The sequence below is a fragment of the Halomonas sp. 707D4 genome (assembly GCF_024158685.1).
Taxonomy (GTDB): Bacteria; Pseudomonadota; Gammaproteobacteria; order Pseudomonadales; family Halomonadaceae; genus Vreelandella.
This window is the reverse complement of record NZ_JAMZBD010000647.1, coordinates 1-1,404: the sequence shown is the minus strand read 5'-3', so window position 1 is coordinate 1,404 and position 1,404 is coordinate 1. Positions and strand designations below refer to the sequence as shown.

The 1,404-nt window shown below is 65.0% G+C and carries 2 protein-coding genes; both read right to left on the bottom strand.

Annotation, left to right across the window (positions count from 1 at the left end):
* Nucleotides 1–946 (bottom strand): glutamate synthase subunit beta (locus BIS11_RS17545; protein ID WP_253586723.1); only part of this gene is annotated, 946 nt, incomplete at its 3' end.
* Nucleotides 947–976: 30 nt separating this feature from the next.
* The coding region (locus BIS11_RS17540) for a hypothetical protein (protein ID WP_253586721.1) at nucleotides 977–1,404 on the bottom strand (428 nt) is incomplete at its 5' end.

The window sequence follows — 1,404 nt, the reverse complement described above, 5'->3', positions numbered from 1 at the left end:
CGCTCGTCGCGCGCTGGCGAATCGAGGTGCGGTTGCAGTCCATCGCCGTGTCGCCACCGCCGAGCACCACCACGCGCTTGCCTTCCATCGAGATGTAGTCCGCCGGGTCCTTCTCGAAGCCCAGGCGGCGGTTGACGTTGGCGATCAGGAAATCCAGCGCCTTGTAGACGCCGGGCAGGTCTTCACCCGGGAAGCCGCCTTCCATGTACTGGTAGGTGCCCATGCCGAGGAACACCGCGTCATACTCCTGCACCAGGGTATCGAACTCGATGTCCACGCCGATCTCGACGTTGAGGCGAAACTCGATGCCCATCTCCTCGAACACCGCGCGGCGGCGCTCCATGACGTTCTTCTCGAGCTTGAACTCGGGAATGCCGAAGGTCAGAAGCCCGCCGATCTCCGGGTGGCGGTCGAACACCACGGGCTTGACGCCGTTGCGGGCGAGAATGTCGGCAGCCCCGAGACCCGCGGGGCCGGCGCCGATGATCGCGACCTTCTTGTCGGTCCACACCACCTTCGACATGTCCGGACGCCAGCCCATGGCGAAGGCCGTGTCGGTGATGTACTTCTCGATCGAGCCGATGGTCACCGCACCGAAGCCGTCGTTGAGGGTGCAATCCCCCTCGCACAGGCGGTCCTGGGGGCAGACCCGGCCGCACACCTCCGGCAGCGAGTTGGTCTTGTGGGAAAGCTCGGCGGCCTCGATGATGTTGCCTTCCACGACGAGCTGCAGCCAGTTGGGAATGTAGTTGTGCACCGGGCACTTCCACTCGCAGTACGGGTTGCCGCAGTGCAGGCAGCGGTGCGCCTGGCTCGCCGCGTCCGTCGGCTTGAACGGCTCGTAGATTTCGGCGAATTCACGGGCGCGGGTGTGCGCCTCTTTCTTCTGCGGGTCCTTGCGACCCACGTCGATGAACTGAAAATCGTTGCTCAAACGGTTGGCCATGATCTCTCTCCTCTCGGCGTAGGCACGGGTTTACTGCGGCTGACGCCGAGATTGATCCAGCAGGCTACCCAGGCTCGCCGCCTTCGGTTTGACCAGCCAGAAGTGACGCACGTAGTCGCTGAAGTCTTCCAGAATGGCGGCGCCGCGGCGTGAGCCCGTCTCGGCCACGTAGGCCTCGATCATCTCGCGCAGGTGGCGGCGGTAGGCCTCCATCGCTTCGGTGTTCACCCGGTGGATCTCCACCAGCTCGTGGTTGTACTTGTCCACGAAGTCGCGCTGTTCGTCCAGCACGTAGGCAAAGCCGCCGGTCATGCCCGCGCCGAAGTTGACGCCGGTTTCACCCAGCACGCAGACCAGCCCGCCGGTCATGTATTCGCAGCAGTGATCGCCCGAGCCTTCGATGACGGCGGTGGCGCCGGAGTTGCGCACCCCGAAGCGCTCGCCGGCCACGCCCGCGG